Origin of the sequence: Streptomyces sp. ITFR-16 (assembly GCF_031844705.1) — a bacterium.
Classification (GTDB): Bacteria; Actinomycetota; Actinomycetes; order Streptomycetales; family Streptomycetaceae; genus Streptomyces.
The window spans coordinates 7,737,502-7,754,986 of the sequence record NZ_CP134609.1 but is presented as its reverse complement, the minus strand read 5'-3'; the positions used below and the strand labels follow the sequence as shown (position 1 = coordinate 7,754,986).

22 protein-coding genes and 1 pseudogene are annotated in these 17,485 nt (G+C 70.7%); 17 read left to right on the top strand and 6 right to left on the bottom strand.

What is annotated here, in order from left to right; genetic code table 11:
* Nucleotides 1-88 precede the first annotated feature (88 nt).
* From RLT58_RS34290 to RLT58_RS34275, 4 genes and pseudogenes are all read left to right on the top strand, one after another.
* Complete coding sequence (locus RLT58_RS34290; RefSeq protein ID WP_311314259.1) at nt 89-1,150, top strand: alpha/beta fold hydrolase; 1,062 nt, start codon at nt 89-91, stop codon at nt 1,148-1,150.
* Between the two features lie 177 nt (nt 1,151-1,327).
* Nucleotides 1,328-2,566 carry a hypothetical protein gene (locus RLT58_RS34285; protein WP_311314258.1) on the top strand — a complete coding sequence of 413 codons (1,239 nt, stop codon included), beginning with the start codon at nt 1,328-1,330 and terminating at the stop codon, nt 2,564-2,566.
* Nucleotides 2,547-3,320: a hypothetical protein gene (locus RLT58_RS34280; protein ID WP_311314257.1), complete on the top strand. Its 774-nt coding sequence runs from the start codon at nt 2,547-2,549 to the stop codon at nt 3,318-3,320. Before RLT58_RS34285 ends, RLT58_RS34280 begins: the two co-directional genes overlap by 20 nt.
* Nucleotides 3,321-3,362: 42 nt before the next feature.
* Nucleotides 3,363-4,199 (top strand): annotated as a pseudogene (locus tag RLT58_RS34275) (alpha/beta fold hydrolase).
* Between the two features lie 40 nt (nt 4,200-4,239).
* Here RLT58_RS34275 and RLT58_RS34270 read toward each other — a convergent pair.
* Nucleotides 4,240-4,428, bottom strand: coding sequence for a hypothetical protein (locus RLT58_RS34270; protein ID WP_311314256.1), 189 nt, complete (start codon nt 4,426-4,428; stop codon nt 4,240-4,242).
* Nucleotides 4,429-4,721: 293 nt separating this feature from the next.
* On the opposite strand from RLT58_RS34270, the gene RLT58_RS34265 reads away from it, so the two are divergent.
* The 5 genes from RLT58_RS34265 to RLT58_RS34245 all read left to right on the top strand — a co-directional run bounded on the left by RLT58_RS34265 (nt 4,722) and on the right by RLT58_RS34245 (nt 7,734).
* A complete protein-coding gene (locus RLT58_RS34265; protein ID WP_311314255.1) occupies nt 4,722-5,207 on the top strand; it encodes a roadblock/LC7 domain-containing protein in 486 nt (161 codons plus the stop codon).
* A gap of 58 nt (nt 5,208-5,265) precedes the next feature.
* Nucleotides 5,266-6,030, top strand: coding sequence for a MerR family transcriptional regulator (locus RLT58_RS34260; RefSeq protein ID WP_311314254.1), 765 nt, complete (start codon nt 5,266-5,268; stop codon nt 6,028-6,030).
* A 70-nt stretch (nt 6,031-6,100) separates the two neighbouring features.
* Nucleotides 6,101-6,286: a hypothetical protein gene (locus tag RLT58_RS34255; protein WP_311314253.1), complete on the top strand. Its 186-nt coding sequence runs from the start codon at nt 6,101-6,103 to the stop codon at nt 6,284-6,286.
* Between the two features lie 269 nt (nt 6,287-6,555).
* Nucleotides 6,556-7,215 (top strand): helix-turn-helix transcriptional regulator, encoded by a 660-nt coding sequence (locus RLT58_RS34250; protein WP_311314252.1) that lies wholly within the window; start codon nt 6,556-6,558, stop codon nt 7,213-7,215.
* Nucleotides 7,216-7,263: 48 nt separating this feature from the next.
* Nucleotides 7,264-7,734, top strand: a complete 471-nt coding sequence (locus RLT58_RS34245) for a DUF3291 domain-containing protein (RefSeq protein WP_311314738.1) — start codon at nt 7,264-7,266, stop codon at nt 7,732-7,734.
* Between the two features lie 63 nt (nt 7,735-7,797).
* On the opposite strand, the gene RLT58_RS34240 is transcribed toward RLT58_RS34245, so the two are convergent.
* Nucleotides 7,798-8,529, bottom strand: a complete 732-nt coding sequence (locus RLT58_RS34240) for a phosphotransferase family protein (RefSeq protein ID WP_399131754.1) — start codon at nt 8,527-8,529, stop codon at nt 7,798-7,800.
* A 39-nt stretch (nt 8,530-8,568) separates the two neighbouring features.
* Here RLT58_RS34240 and RLT58_RS34235 point away from each other — a divergent pair, with 39 nt between their 5' ends.
* The 3 genes from RLT58_RS34235 (at nt 8,569) to RLT58_RS34225 (ending at nt 10,708) form a co-directional block, all read left to right on the top strand.
* A complete protein-coding gene (locus RLT58_RS34235; RefSeq protein WP_311314250.1) occupies nt 8,569-9,498 on the top strand; it encodes an ornithine cyclodeaminase family protein in 930 nt (309 codons plus the stop codon).
* Nucleotides 9,499-9,583: 85 nt separating this feature from the next.
* Nucleotides 9,584-10,207, top strand: a complete 624-nt coding sequence (locus tag RLT58_RS34230; RefSeq protein ID WP_311314249.1) for a histidine phosphatase family protein — start codon at nt 9,584-9,586, stop codon at nt 10,205-10,207.
* A gap of 12 nt (nt 10,208-10,219) precedes the next feature.
* Nucleotides 10,220-10,708, top strand: coding sequence for a flavin reductase family protein (locus tag RLT58_RS34225; protein ID WP_311314248.1), 489 nt, complete (start codon nt 10,220-10,222; stop codon nt 10,706-10,708).
* Between the two features lie 16 nt (nt 10,709-10,724).
* On the opposite strand, the gene RLT58_RS34220 is transcribed toward RLT58_RS34225, so the two are convergent.
* A complete protein-coding gene (locus RLT58_RS34220) occupies nt 10,725-11,381 on the bottom strand; it encodes an NADPH-dependent F420 reductase (protein ID WP_311314247.1) in 657 nt (218 codons plus the stop codon).
* Between the two features lie 74 nt (nt 11,382-11,455).
* Here RLT58_RS34220 and RLT58_RS34215 point away from each other — a divergent pair, with 74 nt between their 5' ends.
* Nucleotides 11,456-11,845, top strand: a complete 390-nt coding sequence (locus RLT58_RS34215; protein ID WP_311314246.1) for a winged helix-turn-helix transcriptional regulator — start codon at nt 11,456-11,458, stop codon at nt 11,843-11,845.
* On the opposite strand, the gene RLT58_RS34210 is transcribed toward RLT58_RS34215, so the two are convergent.
* On the bottom strand, nt 11,838-12,776 hold the full coding sequence (locus RLT58_RS34210) for a GlxA family transcriptional regulator (protein ID WP_311314245.1): 939 nt from the start codon (nt 12,774-12,776) through the stop codon (nt 11,838-11,840). The genes RLT58_RS34215 and RLT58_RS34210 overlap by 8 nt on opposite strands.
* A gap of 208 nt (nt 12,777-12,984) precedes the next feature.
* Here RLT58_RS34210 and RLT58_RS34205 point away from each other — a divergent pair, with 208 nt between their 5' ends.
* The 4 genes from RLT58_RS34205 (at nt 12,985) to RLT58_RS34190 (ending at nt 14,818) form a co-directional block, all read left to right on the top strand.
* Nucleotides 12,985-13,677, top strand: a complete 693-nt coding sequence (locus tag RLT58_RS34205; RefSeq protein ID WP_311314244.1) for a DJ-1/PfpI family protein — start codon at nt 12,985-12,987, stop codon at nt 13,675-13,677.
* A gap of 89 nt (nt 13,678-13,766) precedes the next feature.
* On the top strand, nt 13,767-14,087 hold the full coding sequence (locus RLT58_RS34200; RefSeq protein WP_311314243.1) for a hypothetical protein: 321 nt from the start codon (nt 13,767-13,769) through the stop codon (nt 14,085-14,087).
* 3 nt (nt 14,088-14,090) lie between these two features.
* Nucleotides 14,091-14,546, top strand: coding sequence for a hypothetical protein (locus tag RLT58_RS34195; protein ID WP_311314242.1), 456 nt, complete (start codon nt 14,091-14,093; stop codon nt 14,544-14,546).
* Between the two features lie 2 nt (nt 14,547-14,548).
* Nucleotides 14,549-14,818, top strand: coding sequence for a DUF3817 domain-containing protein (locus RLT58_RS34190; protein WP_311314241.1), 270 nt, complete (start codon nt 14,549-14,551; stop codon nt 14,816-14,818).
* A 31-nt stretch (nt 14,819-14,849) separates the two neighbouring features.
* On the opposite strand, the gene RLT58_RS34185 is transcribed toward RLT58_RS34190, so the two are convergent.
* Together RLT58_RS34185 and RLT58_RS34180 are read right to left on the bottom strand one after the other, a co-directional pair.
* Nucleotides 14,850-16,457: an MFS transporter gene (locus RLT58_RS34185; RefSeq protein WP_311314240.1), complete on the bottom strand. Its 1,608-nt coding sequence runs from the start codon at nt 16,455-16,457 to the stop codon at nt 14,850-14,852.
* A 290-nt stretch (nt 16,458-16,747) separates the two neighbouring features.
* Complete coding sequence (locus RLT58_RS34180; RefSeq protein WP_311314239.1) at nt 16,748-17,464, bottom strand: DUF2470 domain-containing protein; 717 nt, start codon at nt 17,462-17,464, stop codon at nt 16,748-16,750.
* Nucleotides 17,465-17,485: the final 21 nt, after the last annotated feature.

Genomic DNA, 17,485 nt, shown 5'->3' with positions numbered 1-17,485 from the left:
CCCGCACTCCGCAGACTCCACGACTCGGCGCACAGCCCCCGGGCGTCAGCGTCATCACGGCATACGACCCGCACCACGGAGGACTTCAATGATCGACAGGCGTACCTTCGGCACGGCCGTCGGCCTGGGCACGAGTGCGGCCGCCGCAGTCTCGCTCACCGGTCCGCAGAACGCCGCGGCTGCCACCCGGAAGGCCGGGGCCGGTTCGGCGTCCGCCTCCGCCGACCCGGCAGCCGGCACGCACACATCCTTCAGCAGGGTGAAGCAGGTCAGGGCCGGACTGCTGAACGTCGGCTACGCCGAGGCCGGTCCCGCCCACGGCCCCGTGGTGATCTGTCTCCACGGCTGGCCGTATGACATCCACAGCTACGTCGACGTGGCTCCCCTGCTCGCGGCGCGGGGCTACCGCGTGATCGTCCCCTTCCTGCGCGGTCACGGTACGACGCACTTCCTCTCGCCCAGGACGTTCCGCAACGCCCAGCAGTCGGCGGTCGCCCTCGACATCATCGCGCTGATGGACGCACTCAAGATCGAGAAGGCGGTGCTGGCCGGTTTCGACTGGGGATCGCGTACGGCCGACATCATCGCGGCGCTGTGGCCCGAGCGCGTCAAGGCGCTGGTCTCGGTGAGCGGCTACCTCATCACCGATGTGGAGGCTCAGCAGACGCCTCTGGAGCCGGCGGCCGAGCACACCTGGTGGTACCAGTACTACTTCGCCACCGAGCGCGGGCGCCTGGCCATGGAGGACAAGGACCACCGGCCGGACCTGTGCAGGCTCGTCTGGGACACCGTCTCCCCCACCTGGGACTTCGACGACGCCACGTTCGCCCGCACCGCCGCCGCCTTCGAGAATCCCGACTATCCCGCGATCGTCATCCACAACTACCGCTGGCGGCTCGGTCTCGCCGAGGGTGAGCACCGCTACGACCGTTACGAGAAGCTGCTGTTCGCGAGGCCGACGATCAGCGTGCCGACCGTCGCCCTCGACGCGGAGCGCGACCCGTTCACGGCGCCGGGCGAGGGCACCTCGTACCGTGACCGTTTCACGGGCCCGTACGCGCATCGGACGCTGGCGGGCGTCGGCCACAACCTGCCGCAGGAGGCGCCCACAGCGTTCGCCCGGGCCGTCGTCGATGCGGACCGTCTCTGACCCGTACCGCCCCTACGGCAGAACGCCGTTGCCCGCTGTCGAGCCCCATGAGAGCATCAAGGCTCAACGGTCCGTCTCCTTTCCTCTGCGCTTCACGCGCACATGAAAGAGCGCGGGCCGTTGCCATGTTCACGGTTGGGAAATCCGTCAAGATCTGCGAATGGCAGGTGCGGTTTGATGTACACGACAGAGCCGGCAGAAGCGCGTATCGAGGATGCGGGCACCGCTTTGGTTGTGCCTTCCGCGTTGCTGGACGGTGAAATGGCCGATTTGGCCAGGGACTTCTTCGGGGCCACCGTCACGCCGGAGGACCTTGCCTCTGGTTCGGCCGACCTCACGCGGAAGACGGTCTATCTGTGTGGCGACATATCCGCGATCAGCGGCCACCAACTGCGTTCGGCCGAGCGCATATTCGTGGTACGGGAGCTGTCACACGGATACCGCGAGGATGCCGACGGAGCGTGGCCCGTCATCGGCCTCGGCCGCGTTCCCGTCCACGTACACGGTGCGGGCGTGTACTACCGACGCTTCTTCGACCTCCGTGACGACCACTTCGGACGGATCAGCGCGGAGCACACATTCCAGTCCCTCACGGAATCCACCAAGCCGGGAACAGCCCACCGCAGCGGGATCTATCTGACGCCGGTCACACAGAACGGTGACGAGCTGCATTTCCGCCTGCTGCGCTGCTCGACGAATCTTTCGGGTCCGACCGAGGGCTTTCGTCAGACCGACACGCGCATCGTCGAGGATCTCAACCGCGAGGCCGCGTCCGTCTTCCGGAACCACGCGCCGCTGAATCACGTCCTCGCGCAGATCTACCACAACACCCGAGCCACACCCGAGCGCAAGCAGTCCAAGGCCAGGATCTCGGCCCATGCGGACAAGACCAAGGACATGCCCGCCAACGGCATCATGGCCTTCTGCACCTTCTATGACGGGCTCGACAAGCTGCGGCCCCTGGCCGAAGACCCCTTCGACTACGGCGTGAAGCGTGCCAGTGGGCTGACCAGGCTCCATTTCCGCCTCAAGGAGCCGACCGCAGAACGCGACGGGGTCTCGCTCCCGGCGCAGTTCACGGTGACGCTCTATCCCGGCTCCGTGTTCTTCATGCCGCTGTCGACCAACCGCCTGTACACGCACGAAATCCGGCCCTCGACGTTGGATGCCTCCATGCTCCCGACCCGCCTGGGGTACGTGGTGCGCTGTTCCAGCGCCGAGGCCGTTCACAAGCACGGCCACACGTTCCTCAAAATGGCCGGAGACCTGGTGAAGCTGGGGCCACCCACACCGGCCGGCATGGACGAGCTGCGCCGGCTCTACGCCGAGGAGAACAGGACCTCGTCGTTCATCGACTACGGCGACGACATTCTCTTCAGCATGAATACGGGAGACTATGGTGCACCCCGAGCCTAGGTTCTCGGAACGGATCATCTCGTGTGCTCTGCCGGGCGGGGACAACCTCTTCGCGGAGCTGTCAGCGTCGGCTCATCTGGAAGACGCGGGAAAGGGCCGGCGCGGCGCCGTCCTGACCAGGATCGACGAGGCGGGCGGTGTGCCTCTCGTACGCACCACTACCCGATACGGCAACCCGGCGCAGCGTTTCCGGGCGGTGCACGAACGGCTGGCGCGACAGGTTCAGGAGCGTGCCGAGCTCTCGGTCGGATTCAACAATGCCCTCATCGAGAGCTACACGAACGCCTACAGGACCATGGGCAGCCATTCCGACCAGGCGCTCGATCTCGCCGACGACTCGTTCATCGCCGTCTTCTCCTGCTACGAGCATCCCGAGGTGAACCCGCCGAGGAAGCTGATCTTCGAATCGAAAGATCCTGTCGGCGAGAGGTTCGAGATCCCTCTCGCTCACCACGGAATCGTCGCGTTCTCCGTTGCCTCGAATCGGAGATTCAAGCACAGAATCGTCCTGGAGGCGCCCGCCCTGACGGCGGACAACCAATGGCTGGGTATAACGTTTCGAACGTCAAAAACCTTTGTACGGTTTCGCGATGGAGACGCGTACCTCCCGCAGGGGGCGCGCCTCGTATCGGCCGACGACCACCAGAGCCGCGAGTTCTACCGAATGCGGCGCCGTGAGAACCATGAAACGGACTTCGTCTACCCCCAGCTGACGTACACCGTCAGCGAGAGCGACCTGATGCCGCCCGTGTGACGTGAGGCGTGCCCGCAGGCATCACCGAGAGGAACAGCACCCGTGACTGAATGGCAGCTGACCAAGACATTCCGGAGCACGTCCGGCGAGGTCCGCTGGGAAAGGCTCGGAGAACGCGGCCGGGATCCGGTCGTCCTCCTCCACGGCACCCCTTCTCCTCGTATGTCTGGCGCGGCATCGCCCGCTCGCTCGCCCGCCACCACGAGGTGTTCGTGTGGGACATGCCCGGTTACGGAGCATCGGAGAAGTCCGCCGGCCAGGATGTCTCGCTGGCCGCCCAGGGCAGGGTCTTCACCGCGCTCCTGGCCCACTGGGGCCTGGAGGAACCTCTTGTGGTCGCCCACGACTTCGGCGGGGCCGTCTCCTTGCGGGCGCATCTGCTGCACGGCGCCCGCTACCGCGCTCTCGCTCTGGTCGACCCGGTCGCCCTGGCGCCCTGGGGGGTCGCCGTTCTTCCGTCTCGTCGGCGCGCACTTTGCGGTCTTCGAGCAGCTGCCGCCCCCGCTGCACCGGGCGCTGGTGCGCGAGTACGTGAGTTCGGCCAGCAGCCCCGGGCTGCACCCGGCCGTCCTCGACCGGCTCGTCCGGCCCTGGCTCGACGACCTCGGCCAGGCGGCGTTCTACCGGCAGATCGCCCAGGCCGACCAGCTCCACACCGACGAGGTGCAGGACCGGTACGGCGAGATCGACATCCCGACACTGGTGTGCTGGGGCGAGGACGACACCTGGATTCCCGTGGCGAAGGGACGCGAGCTCGCCGCCCGCATCCCGGGGGCGCGCTTCGAACCCCTCGCGGATGCGGGCCATCTCGTCCAGGAAGACGCACCCGCAGAACTCACCGCCGCTCTCCTCGCCTTCCTGCGGCGCAACCCCGTGTGAGCCGGGCCGAGGCCCTGTGCGGCTCGTGGGAGTCGGGTCTTCAGAGGTCGAGGGCGAGACAGGAGTAGTGGTTCCACGCGCCCTCGGGGTTGTAGCGATCGCTTGCCCCGTCGGCCGGAGCGGCGACTTTCACCTCGACCATGTCCTCGGACCTGACGCGCTCGGGCAACTGCCCGAAGCGGGCGTGTCGTGCCACTGCGGCACCGTCCGTCATGCCTTCGGTCTTCATCGTGGATCTCCGCTCGCTCGATGCGGATGTGCCGTACCGCTTGGGTGATTCGAGCTTGCCCCGCCCCGCGTCACCTGTCAAGCCGGTGACGCGGCGAGTGGCCCCGCAGTCGCGCCTGAGGCGCGGAACTCCCGCTCGGCGAGCGTCAATCCCCGTTCGGGAATCCCCTCGGAGCGTGAAGAAGGGTCACACTTTAGGTGACAGATCGAACACGTGGAGTGATGTGCGGTCATAAGGTGTGCGTGCCGGCGTTGCCCCGGCCCGTCCGCTCGCCGCTCTCAGAAAGATGCGCCATGACCACGATGCACGACGACGTCTTCAGCGATGAGATCAAGGAGCTGGTGGGGACCGTCGTTCGCCTGGAGAAGGACGCCAACGCCAAGACCGTTCTCCTGACCGACAGGAACGGGCAGCTGCTGGCCTGCGCGGGCGAGGTCGATCAGATCGACGCGGGCTGGCTTCCCGCACTGGTCGGGGAGGGCCCCGCTGCGGCCGGTGCGGCGACGAGGGAGCTGCGTGACGGGGGAAGCCTCGCGGTGCTTCCCCGGCAGGGGCAGCCCGACCACGCCCACGTACAGATCGCGGCCGAGCGCTTTCTGCTGGCCGTCGTCTTCGACGACCGCTCCTCCCTCGGGCTGGTCCGGCTCCGGTCCAGGAAGGCGGCCCAGGAGCTGAACCGCACCTACGAGGAGCTGGCGAGGAAGGCCGCCGCGGCCGGGGGCGACGCGGTGTTCGGCGAGATCACCGACGAGGACATCGACGCGTTCTTCCAGAGCTAGGGCAGGACGGGACCGGCGGACTTGCACCTCACGCGACGTCAGGGAGCATGGTGGGTGCATGAGCATCGACCGGACATGGAAGGTCGGAACGCTCGCTCAGACGAGTGGGCTGACCGTCCGCACCTTGCATCACTGGGACAAGATCGGCCTTCTGAGTCCGTCCAGGCGCACGGACGCCGGGCATCGCGAGTACGGCGAGCAGGACGTGATCCGCCTGTATCAGGTACTCGCGCTGCGTCGTCTCGGGCTGGGGCTGGAGAGCATCGCCACATGCCTGGACGTGGGCGTCGACCCGGTGAGGCTGATGGGCGATCACCTGGCCGGTGTCGAGGCCTCGATCGCGTCTCTGGAAGCCCTGCGGGAGCGGCTGGCCCACATCCACGGCGAACTGGTCTCCGACCGGGCACCGGATGTCTCCACATTGTTCGGGGTGCTCCAGACCATGGGCAGCGCGGGGCCGGAGAGCCGGCAGGCGCTGCTGCGCCACCTCGACGACGACCAGGTGCGGACTCTGCACGACCGTGCGGCGGCGCTGGGCCCTGCCGCGCATTACCTGCTGGACGTCGAGTGGCCGGAGCTGTACCGCAGGGCCGAGGCACTGCGCAGCTCCGGGGTGGAACCGACGGCGCCCGAGGTGAGGAAGGTGGTGGAACGCATGGACGAGCTCAGCTCGCTGTTCACCGGGGGCGACCGCGGGCTCTCGGCTGCGGTGCGGTCCGCCTGGCGCGACGATCCGGCCGCGATGTCCGGTGACCCCGAGGCCCCGGCCGACGCCTGGCACGACCTCACCGCCTACCTCGACCGCGCACGCTCCGCCGCATGACCGCCCTGGCCCGGCAGCCACGTGCCCCGTTCAGCCCCCGCCCCGCTCGACCGATCCCCGAGGAGGGTTCGTGACCCGTCGCCTTCGCATCGGCATCTCCGTCTCCGCCGCCCTGCCCACGCTCGTGGCGGCACTCGTCGTCCTCACACTCCTGGCGATCGGCGGGGTGGTGCCCTGGGCGGTCCTCCCCGCCGTCCTTCTCGCCATCGCCGTCCAGGCGTTCATCATGTTCGTCCGGCTCGGACGCGTGGCGTAGGAACCCCGCCCGTCGAGACCGTCCCGGCGCTCCACCGTACGGGGCAGTGGCGTCCCGGCCGCCGGATCGGCGAGGTGGTCGCGTATGACGTGCGGATCCTCCCCGCGTACCGGCCGCCCGGGCGGCCGACCGTCGATCGCAGCCACCAGCCACCTCGCCGAGTTCGAGCAGTTGCCGTGCCTCCTCGAGTGAACGCCGAGGAGGGGCGGCCTGAGGCCTCGTGGACCGCCGTTCGCTTCGTCAATCGTCATTGGTCATAGAATCGTGCCGTGAGCAGCGAGGATGCCGCCCTTGAGGCGTTGGTCGTACTGGGTGACCCCGTGCGGCGCGGACTGTACCGGCATGTCACCGCGACCCCCGGCGAGGTGGGGCGGGACGCGGCGGCCGAGGCGGTCGGGGTGTCCCGTTCGCTGGCCGCCTTCCATCTGGACAAGCTGGTCGACGCCGGGCTGCTGGAAGTGTGTTTCAAGCGGCTCTCGGGGCGCAGCGGCCCCGGGGCCGGGCGGCCCGCGAAGATGTACCGGCGGGCGGAGGGCGAGCACGCGGTCTCCGTGCCGCCCCGCTCGTACGACACGGCGAGCCGGCTGCTGGCCGAGGTGGTCGAGCGGGCCGGGCTCGACGGGGAGTTGCAGGCAGCGGCGAAGAAGGCCGGCGAGGCGGAGGGCAGCGCCTCGGACGGCGGGACCGACCCGGTCGAGGTCCTGCGCTCACGCGGTTACGAGCCGTTCTGGGACGGCGACACGCTGCGGCTCAACAACTGTCCCTTCCACGCGTTGGCCGACCAGTTCCCCGCCCTGGTGTGCGGCATGAATCTGGCCGGGATCGAGGGACTGCTCACCGGATTGACGGATGGTCAGAGCTGGAGTGCGGCCATGGATCCGCTCCCCCAGGGCTGCTGCGTCGCCCTGCGTCTCACGGAGGAAATCTAAAAAAGCATTCGTTGACTTTAGAAGGTTCACCCGGGCATGCTGGACCGCGTGAACGACTTCCACCTTGCCCAGGTCAACGTCGGGCGGATTCTCGCCCCGCTCGACAGTCCACAGCTGGCCGACTTCGTCGCCCAGCTCCCGGAGATCAACGCCGTCGCAGACGCGGCCCCCGGATTCGTCTGGCGCATGGTCGACGACGGCGGAGCCGACTCGACCGGCCTGCGTCCCGAGAACGACGACGCGATGCTCCTGATCAACTGCTCGGTCTGGGAATCGGTCGACGCGCTGCGCGACTTCACCTACCGCAGCGGGCACCTCAAGGTGCTGGCGCGCCGCCGGGAGTGGTTCGAGCGGCTGGCCGACTTCCACCACGCGCTGTGGTGGGTCCCCGCCGGACACCGCCCGAGCGTCGAAGAGGCGATGGACCGCATCGCCCTGATCCGCTCGGCCGGCGAGGGGCCGGACGCCTTCACCTTCCGGGCTCCGCACCCGCCTCCGTCGAGGCTGCCGGTGAGGTGACCGGCGGGCACAACCGCCCGGTCCTGCCCGGGGAGGGCGGCCAGCCGCCACGGCACGGCGGGATCAGCCCAGCGCCGCGCCGAACACCGAGCGGTGGGCGGCCGTGAACGCGTGCTCGCGCCGGGACCACGCGATGCGTTCCGCGATCTGCGCCTCGGTCCCGAGGCGAGGTGCGCCGGAGCCCAGCTGTCCGCGCCACCACTCCGCGTTGCGGGACTGGCGATCGAGCATCGCGTCGGGGAGGCGGGCACGGGACAGTCCGTCGAGGCCGTACGCGTCGGCCAGGAGCCGCACCTGGGCGGCCTGTTCGGTGACGGGCGGCGCACCGGACTTGGAGGCGACGCACCACGTCCACGCCAGGTATCCGAGGTCGTCCAGCGGGTCACCCGGCGCCGCTGTGTCGAAGTCGATGAACGCGACCGGGAGGCCGTCACGGAAGACGGTGTTGTTCGGGCCGGGGTCGTGGTGGCAGACAACGGGATGCGAGCCGGTGAGCGGGCTGTCACGGGTGGCGTCGTGCAGCCCGCGCAGCAGGGTTCCCGCCGCCCGGACCTGGGCGTCCGTCCAGGTCCGGAATCCGGCCGACACCCAGCCGTGCAGGTAGGTGAAGGAGTCACGGCCCGCGGCGTCACGCCCGAGGTGGCGCGGTGCGCCGGTGAAGCCCCGCGCTGTCAGATGGGCGAGCAGGCACGCGACGAAGGGCGACGCGGGGCCGGCGGGGCGCCGCACCGTGTCGCCGACCCGGACCACGCCCTGGGTGATGCGACCGCCGCTCAGGGGCACTTCGTCCTCCACAGCGGCCATCCTCCCAGCGCGGTTGAGATCACGCCGGGTATGACGCGCATCCTGACCCGCGGCGACCCGGAATCCGTGCTGGAGCCGGCAGCCTGTGTCGCCGCCCTCGACGAGGGGTTCCGCTCCACCGACCCCTGGTCGGGGGCGGGAGAGCGGGTACGGACGGACCTGCCGTTTCCCGGCACCGCCACGGCCCTGATCCCCGGGGTGCCGCCCGGGATCGACGCGTACACGGTGAAGGTGAACGCGAAGTTCCCCGGCGCCCGGCCGGCCCTGCGCGGCGTGATCTGTCTGCACAGCGGCCACGACGGGGAGCTGCTGGCGCTGCTGGACTCCGCCACCATCACGGCGTGGCGTACGGGGCTCGCGGCGGCCCTGGGTACGCACGTCCTGACGAACCCCGGCCCCGGAGCGGGCACGGCGCTCGGGGTGATCGGAGCGGGTGCCCAGGCGGAGCTCATGGTCCGTGGGCTGCGAGAACTGCGCGGCATCCACGAGGTGGTGGTGCACGACACCGATCCGGGCCGTGCCGACGCGTTCGCCGCCCGGCACGGCGGGCGGGTCCTCGGCTCCCCCGCCGAGGTCGCGTCGGCCTCGGAGGTCGTCCTGCCGGCCACCTGGTCGCGTACCCCGTTGCCGCACCTCGCCGACACGCGCCCCGGGCAGCATCTGACCTCGCGGGGAGCCGGCGAACCCGGGAAGCAGGAGCTGTCCGCCGACCTGCTCGCCTCCTCGGCCGTCGTCGTCGACGACCGTGAACTGGCAGGATCCACGGGAGGGCTCGCGGCAGCGGCCCGGGCCACCCTCGGCGAGATCCTCCGCGCGGGCCCGCCCGGCCGTACCGACCGCGCGGAGCGGACCGTGTACGCCCCCGTCGGGCTGCCCCGGCAGGACCTCGCCCTGGCCTGGCTCGCGTACCGGCAGGCCGGACGGCGCGGCATCGGAACGCACACCGACCTGCTGTCCTGAGCGGTCCGGTGTGCAAAACCACCGGGCTCCGGGCCGCGTCCGTCCACACGTCGGAAGATCATGACCACTGACGGAGGATCCATCCATGACGGCAGCAGCTGCCCGCTACCTGTACGTGACGCGCCATGGTGAGGCCGACTCGGACGAGACCGCCCTGACGGAGAACGGTCGCCGGCAGGCCGTGCTGCTCGGCGAGCGGCTCCGAGGCGTCCCCCTCACGGCCGTTCACCACGGGCCGCTCGCACGTGCCGAGCAGACGGCGCGGCTGGTCGGGGAACAGCTCGACGGCGTTCCGCTGCTGCGGTCCGAACCGGCCGGTGACTACATTCCCTATGTGCCGAAGCACGAGGAGCTGCCGCCGGAGTCCGCCGACGCGATGCTCGCGCACCTGGCGCAGTTCCCCGCGGAGGAACGCGAACAGGGGCCGGGGCTGGCGCAGGAGGCCCTGGACCGGTTCACGGGAACGGTGGAGGGGGACGAGCCGCGCCACGAACTCGTCGTCACCCACAACTTCCTCGTCGGCTGGCTCGTACGGGACGCGCTCGACGCCCCGAAGGCACGCTGGCTGGGGCTCAACCACGCGAACGCCGCGCTGACCGTCATCCGCTACATACCCGGCCGCCGCCCGTCCCTCCTCCTCTACAACGACACCGGCCATCTCCCCGCCGAGCTCCGCTGGACCGGCTTCCCTCCCGAACTCCACGTGTAAGGACCGAGAACCGTGACCGACCTGGATCCGTTCACCGATGTGCTCGACTATCCGCTGTACGTGGTGGCCGCCGAGGCCGACGGGGAACGGTCCGGGTGTCTGGTCGGCTTCGGTTCGCAGTGCTCGATCGCCCCCGTCCGGTTCATGATGTGGCTGTCGAAGGCGAACCGTACGTACCGGGTCGCCCTTCGTGCCGAGTGGCTCGCGGTCCATGTGCTCGCCCGTGACCAGGAGCATCTGGCCCAGCTGTTCGGCGGCGAGACCGGGGACCGCACCGACAAGTTCGCCCGCACGGGCTGGCACGCCGGGCACGGCGGGGCGCCGGTGCTCGACGAGGCGCCCGCCTGGTTCGTCGGCCGCGTCGAGAGCCATCTCGACGGGGGCGACCACGTCGGCTTCCTGCTCGCCCCGGAGGCGGTGCGCCACCCCGAGGACAAGGGGCTTCGCCCCTTCACCCTGGCCGACGGCCACGGCATCACACCGGGCCACCCGGCAAGCTGACGGGGCGTAATCTCCGTCACGCTTCGCTGCCCGGACCGGCGGCACAGGCCAGCGGAGGGGCGATCGCCTGGGCGTCCGCTCCCTCCCCCACCCACAGGGCGATGAACAGCGCCGCGGTCGCCTCCAGCAGGTCCGCCCGGTCGAGACCGCCGCCGGCCACCGGTTCACAGCCCACGTTCCGTACCAACTCGTGTACGCGGGCGAGGGACCGCTCGTCGTCCCCGCAGACCGGGACCGCCAGCGGCCGGCCGTCGAAGACGGGCGGCCGCATCCGCCAGACGTCCTCGTGGCAGAGGTTGAACGCCTTGACCACATGCGCTCCCGGTGCCGCCTCGGCCAGCAACCGCGCGGCCGACGGGCCTCCTTGGGTCAGCAGCCGGAAGCCCGGACCGACCGGGTTGGAGCAGTCGAGCAGCGTCCTGCCGTCCAGTACGGGCGCCAACTCCCGTACGACGAGTGCCCCGGCCTCGAAGGGCAGCGCGGCCAGGACGACTTCGCCGGACCCGGCCGCCTCCCGAAGGCCGGCGGACCTGGTGGCGCCCCCGATGCTCCGCGCGAGGGACTCCGCCCTGTGCGCGTCGCGGCCGCCGATGGTCACCTCGTGTCCGGACCGCGCCCAGTGGGTGGCGAGCGCGTCCGCCATGTTGCCCGTTCCCAGCACACCGATTCTCATCACGTGCTCCCTCTCCCTGCCCGCTTCGACCGTTCGGCACGACGTTAGGAGGCCGGTCGGGCACCATCTGGTAAGTGACGACCGATACCTTCCTCGCCGACTGCCGTGCCCGCCTCGCCTTCGATCTGCTCTCCCACACCTGGAACGCCGTGGTGGTCCGGGCGCTGCGTGACGGTCCCCGGCGCCCGGTCGAGCTGCGGGAGGACATCGGGGGCATCAGTTCGAAGGTCCTGACCGAGACCTTGCGCCGGCTGCAGTTCAACGGGCTGGTGGAACGGCACGCCCTGCCCGGTGCGCCGCCGAGGGTCGAGTATCAACTCACCCGGCTGGGGCAGACGTTGCTGGCACCGATCGAGGCGGTCGGCGCCTGGGCCTTCGAGCACGGGGACGAGGTCATGGCCGCCCAGGAGGCCGCGTGCGCCGCCGGTCCCGCCCCCTCGGACGGCGGCCGGGGGCTCAGCTGAAGCTGCGGCGGTAGGCGAGGGGGCTCACGCCGGTCGTGCGCTTGAAGCGGTCGCGGAAGGCGGTGGGTGAGCCGAAGCCGACCTGTGCGCCGATGCGCTCGACGGACTGGCGGGTGGTCTCCAGGAGGTGCTGCGCTCGGCGGATGCGGGCGCGGTGGAGCCACTGCAGCGGCGTGGTGCCCGTCTGCTCGCGGAAGCGGCGGATGAGCGTACGGGTGCTGGTGCCGGCCCGGGCCGCGATGTCGGCGAGGGTGAGGTCGTCGGCCAGGTTGTCCTGCAGCCAGCCGAGCAGGGGCTCGAAGGAGGAACCCTGGGGTGTGGGCACGTAGTCGTGGACGATGAACTGCGCCTGTCCGCCCTCGCGTTCCAGGGGCATGACGGAGAGTCTGGCGGCGTGGGCGGCGACCGCCGACCCGTAGTCGCGGCGGATCATGTGCAGGCACAGGTCCAGGCCGGCGGCGGCACCGGCCGAGGTGAGGAGTTGGCCGTTGTCGACGTACAGGACGTCCGGGTCGACCTCGACGGCCGGATGGGTGGCCGCCAGGAGCCCGGCCGCCGCCCAGTGGGTGGTGGCCCGCAGACCGTCGAGGAGCCCGGTGGCGGCGAGCGGGAAGGTGCCGGAGCAGATGGAGGCGATACGTGTCCCGTTCTCGGCGGCCGCCCGCAGCGCCCGGCGGACCGCGGGGGCGAGCGGGGCCTCCGGGTTCGCCGTGCCGGGCACGATGATCGTGTCCGCGCCCTCGATGCCCTCCAGCCCCCAGGGGGCACGCAGAGTGAAGGAGCCCGCGTCGGTCTCCTGGGTCTCCGCGCACACGCGGATCCGGTAGCCGGGGCGGCCGTCCGGGAGACGGGTGCGGGTGAAGACCTCGATCGGGGTGGACAGGTCGAACGGGATCACCCCGTCCAGGGCGAGGACGGCGACAGTGTGCATGGCCAGAAGGTACCCCCTCGCCGCCTGGACCGGTGCGGGCCGGGTGCACCGGTTCTCGTTTCTGTGCAGGTCAGTGGTCTGTTGTGGGCTTTGGCGTTATCCCGTGGGAAGGTGTCATTAATGCCACTGGGCGGGAGGGCGGCGGCCGCCTAGCGTCGTGGACGAGCCCGGCGGGGACCGGGTCAAGGCACCCACGAAGGACCACCTCATGCACGCCCAGATCGTCCTGTTCGACGGCTTCGATCCGCTCGATGTCATCGCTCCCTACGAGGTGCTGTACGCCGGGCGTACCGCCTCCGGCGGCGCGGTGGATGTGGAGCTGGTCTCCGCCGAAGGGCCGCGCGAGGTGGTCAGCGGCACCGGCGGCCTGGCGCTGCGTGCCACCGCGATGCTCGACCCGGGGCGCGCGGGTCTGATCCTGCTCCCCGGTGCCTCCGGCCGGGTCGGCGAACCCGGCGAGGTCCACGACGAGGACGCGGGCGCCGGCGGGGAGTGGCAGCGGGACGCGTTCGTCCCGGTGCTCCTGGGCCGCACCCTGAACACCGGGCTGCCCGCGCTGATGGCGGCGGCGATGAGCCATCCGCAGGTGACGGTGAGCGCGGTGTGCGGCGGCTCGCTGGTCCTGGCCATGGCCGGCCTGATCGAGGGCCGCCACGCCACGACCCACCACCTGGGCCTGGACATGCTCGACGCCACGGGTGTCCACGCGGTGAGCGCCCGCGTCGTCGACGACGGCGACCTCGTCACCGCTGCCGGCGTCACCTCCGGGCTCGATCTCGGGCTGTACCTGCTGGAGCGCGAGGTCGGGCCCCGGATCGCCCATGCCGTCGAGGAGTTGTTCGCGCACGAGCGCCGGGGGACGGTCTGGCGCGCCCGGGGTCCCGTGCCGGCCGGTCTCTGACCTCACGCCCGCCACCGCAGCCACGACCGTTGACCCCTGACCCGTACGGCACCGTTGACCCGTACCGCACCCCAAGGAAGCACCTCACCATGTCCGTCGAAGGCACCTGGGACCTGTCCGTCGCCACCCCCATCGGCAAGATCCGAGCCGTGACCGAACTCCGCCGCCGGGGCGGTGTCCTGACCGGGTCCGCCCACGGGGCCGGTCAGGACGTCCCGCTCACCGATGTCGCCCTCGAAGGCGACCGGCTCAGCTGGCGGCAGGCCGTCACCAAACCCCTGCGCCTGAACCTCGCCTTCGCCGTGACCGTCGACGGCGACACCCTGACCGGCACCGCGCGGGCGGGCCGCCTTCCGGCCTCGGCGGTCAGCGGCCGACGCCGTACCGTCCCGGCGCACGTGGAGCGCTGACCCGTGACGAAGCTGTTCCTCTCCCTGCATGTGCTGGCCGCCGTGCTGACGATCGGTCCGGTGACCGTCGCGGCCGGCATGTTCCCGAGGGCGCTGCGCCGCGCCCACAGCGATCCGGATGGCGCCGAGGCGCTCACCCCGCTTCGGATCCTCCACCGCATCTGCCGTGTCTACGCGGCCGTCGGCATGGCGGTTCCCGTCTTCGGGTTCGCCACGGCCGGCAGTCTCGGGGTCCTGGGCAGCGGGTGGCTGATCGCCTCGATCGTGCTGACCGCAGCGGCGGCCGCCGTGCTGGCCCTGCTGATCCTGCCCGCCCAGGAGGCGGCTCTCGGCGCCGGCCGGGCCTCCGTGTCCGGCTCGGCCGGCCGCCTCGCCCTGCTCACCGGCGTCTTCAACCTGCTGTGGGCGACGGTCACGGTCCTGATGATCGTCCGCCCCGGCTCCACCACGGGGGCCTGACGATGGACCACCGCGCCCTGCGCATCGCGGCACATGCCGAGCTGGTATCGCTGCTCGTCATGCTAATCAACCTCGTCACCGCCCACCTCGCCCCCGTCTCCGCCCTGATGGGACCCCTCCACGGCTGCGCCTACCTGTTCGTCGTGGTGGGGACGTGGCGCACGGGCTTTGTGACGACGGCCGCAAGAGCCGTCGCCCTCGTTCCCGGCGTCGGCGGTCTGCTCGCTCTGCGGCTGATCCCGCCGGGGGCGGCCGCCCGGCGCGGCGGCTGACGGCAGTACCCGCCGGCCTCGGTGGCCGCCCTCAGCGACCACCCTCGGTACCGGCCGCCGGCACCGTACCGCCGGATCCGCCGCTGTCGTCGCCGTCCGTCTGGGAGAGCGGCTTCGCGATGTCCTCCAGGGAGCGCTGCTCGGCGTTGACCGCGAGAAAGGCCGCGACGATGCCCGCCGCGCACATCAGCGCCGCGCCGATACTGAAGGCGAGGGCGGTGTCGCCGCGTACGCCCGATTCCGTGAGGTCGGCGAAGATGAGCGGGCCGCTGATACCGCCGACGGCCGTACCGACCGCGTAGAAGAAGGCGATCGCCATCGCCCTGGTCTCCATCGGGAAGACCTCGGAGACCGTCAGATAGGCGCTGCTCGCCCCGGCCGAGGCGAAGAACAGCACGACGCACCAGCACGCGGTGAGGGTGTTGGCGGTGAGCGAGCCCCGGTCGAAGAGCCAGGCCGTAACGAACAGCAGGATGCCCGGCACGATGTACGTACCGGCGATCATGATGCGGCGTCCGATGGTGTCGAACAGCTTGCCGAGGACGAGCGGGCCGACGAAGTTGCCGGCCGCGATCACGGCGAAGTAGTAGCCCGTGTGGCCGCTCTGGACATCGTAGAAGGTGGTGAGGATCGCGCCGAAGCCGAAGGTGATCGCGTTGTAGAGGAAGGCCTGCCCGATGAAGAGGGAGAGGCCGAGCACTGCCCGCTTGGGGTAGCTGCGGAAGACGGTCTTCGCGATGAGCCCGAAGCCGATGCTCTTGCGCTCATGGATGGTGATCTCACCGGCCGGAGGGGGCAGCTTCTCGTGCTTCTCCTCCTCGATCTCCCGCTCGACGGAGCCGACGAGCCTGTCCGCGTCCTCGCCGTGGCCGTGGATGAACTGCCACCGCGGGCTCTCCGGCACATGCCGGCGTACGAGCAGGATCACGAGGCCCAGTACGACACCGAGGGCGAAGGTGAGCCGCCAGCCGAGGTCCTTCGGGAAGTAGTCCGTGTTCAGCATGACGATGGACAGCAGCGCCCCGCCGACCGCGCCCAGCCAGTAGCTGCCGTTGATGATGAGGTCGACCCGGCCCCGGTACTTGGAGGGGATCAGTTCGTCGATGGCCGAGTTGATGGCCGCGTACTCGCCGCCGATGCCGAATCCGGTGAGGAAGCGGAAGAGGAAGAACCACCACGCGCTGAACGACAGGGCGGTCATCGCGGTCGCGGCGAGATAGACGGCGAGCGTCACCATGAACAGCTTCTTGCGGCCGAAGCGGTCGGTGAGCCAGCCGAAGAACAGCGCGCCCGAACAGGCGCCCGCCACGTAGAGGGCCGCGGCGAGACCGGTGACCTGGGCGGAGGTGATGTCCAGTCCGGAGCCGTCCTCGGACAGCCGGCTCGCGATGTTGCCGACCGTCGTCACTTCGAGGCCGTCCAGGATCCACACTGTGCCGAGGCCGATGACGATCATCCAGTGCCAGCGCGACCAGGGCAGCCGGTCGAGCCGGGCGGGTACCGCCGTGGTGATGGTGCCGAGCCCGGAGTCGCCGGGCGCAGCGGCCTCGTCGCGCGGGTCGCGGCCCCGGTCACCCCCTCCGCCGCCCGGGCCCTGCTTCCTGCCTCCGGGGTCGTCCGATGCGGCGGGGGTCGTCACGGCAGCCTCCTCGTCCGGGGCGGCCGCACACCGCGGGACCGCCGAGAGTCCAATATCCGCCAGTTGCCCGGACAGCGCCGCCGCACACGCGCGGACTCCCCCACATGGGGCTCGGCCGGCCGTTACGGGACTCGCGGCGCGACATGGAGCGCGGCGTCGTGCGTCACGGTGGCGGCGGCCGTGTTCGCCATCAGCGGCGAGCGTGCCGGCCGGAGACGGGCGGTCCGCAATCCGGACAGGCTCCGGGTCCGGAGCGACGACGGGCCGAGCCGATCCGGCGCCGCGAGGGCTCAGGGCCGGTGGGCGGCCCCTCGGCACTTCCGGGCCTGCGCGAGCAGCGCCTCGACCTGGCACCCCACCTCCGTGGCGTCGCTGACGGCGGTCGGGAAGAGGAGGCGGGCGTCACGGTGCCCCTGGGCGTACTCGTAGCGCAGGGTGAACCCGTAACGGTCCATCGCGTACGGACGTACGTCGACGACTCCACGCCGGACGTCGGGCGCGGCCAGCCGGGCGAGCCGGGCGACCACGTCCCGGTGGCCGTCCTCGAGATGGGCGAGCATGGGCGCCTCCTGGAGCGCGAGCGCGTCCGGCTCCGCGCGGAACACCTCGTCGAGGCCCACGTGGTGCATGCGCCCGTCCCACTGGATGCAGGCGCGCCCCGGGTCCAGCTGGAGGGGGATGACGTTTCCGTCCCGGCCGCCCGACGGGGCGAGCCAGCCGGAGAGCGAGATCCGGGCACGGACCCGGTCGCGCGCCCGCACGGGCGAGATGTCCGTGAACTCCACGAGCGCTCCGAGCGCACCGCGCGGTGCACAGACCATCTCGGCGGCGAGCGGCGTGTCGTCCGGCACGCGGAGCACGAGCCGTCCGTCCTCGACCGTGTGCATGGCGATGAGGTCGTAGGACGCACCGACGGTGGTCAGGCTGAGCGAGTCCGAAGCGGCGACGACGGAGCGGATCCGCTCCGCGTGGGAGAGCTCGGCGGTGCGGGGACGGGCGAAGACCATCTCAACTCCTTAGGTTAGGCT